We start from the raw sequence: 452 nt of genomic DNA on the forward strand, positions 1-452 counted from the left end.
CAAATGGGCCTGAAGTCGATGAAGCGCCCTGACAATGAACAGCCTTCCCAGGAGGAGCTAGACAGGCGTGCACGCGAATTCATAAGAAGTTCGCCGGTAACCACCCAATCAGGGGCCGATGCGGGGCCGCAAAAATCCGGAAAGTTAAGCGCACGCAAACCTACAGCCAAGCGCTTCATCTTCTCTCTCAACGAGGATACAAGTCAGCAAATTGATTCAGTTGCACTGTACCCACGCACCTTCAAAGCCAGTCGCTCAGACGTAGTGAAGGCAGGTCTTCTCGCGTTGCTATCAATGCCTGACGATGAGGTCATTGCGCTACTGGCTCAGGTAACCGGAACAGGTAATACCAATAAAGACGGGTAGCTCACACATATCTATTAAGGCATGCTATGTATATATTATGCATACTGTATATTTGTTTTACACACAGTATATCGCTGCCTATGCAT

The 452-nt window shown here is 48.9% G+C and carries 1 protein-coding gene; it reads left to right on the forward strand.

Annotated features, from left to right (window positions below; translation table 11 throughout):
- On the forward strand, positions 1-366 hold a 366-nt coding region (locus tag ALO43_RS30600; RefSeq protein ID WP_235812522.1), incomplete at its 5' end, for a hypothetical protein.
- Between the last annotated feature and the right edge of the window lie 86 nt (positions 367-452).

Source organism: Pseudomonas tremae (assembly GCF_001401155.1).
GTDB lineage: Bacteria > Pseudomonadota > Gammaproteobacteria > Pseudomonadales > Pseudomonadaceae > Aquipseudomonas > Aquipseudomonas tremae.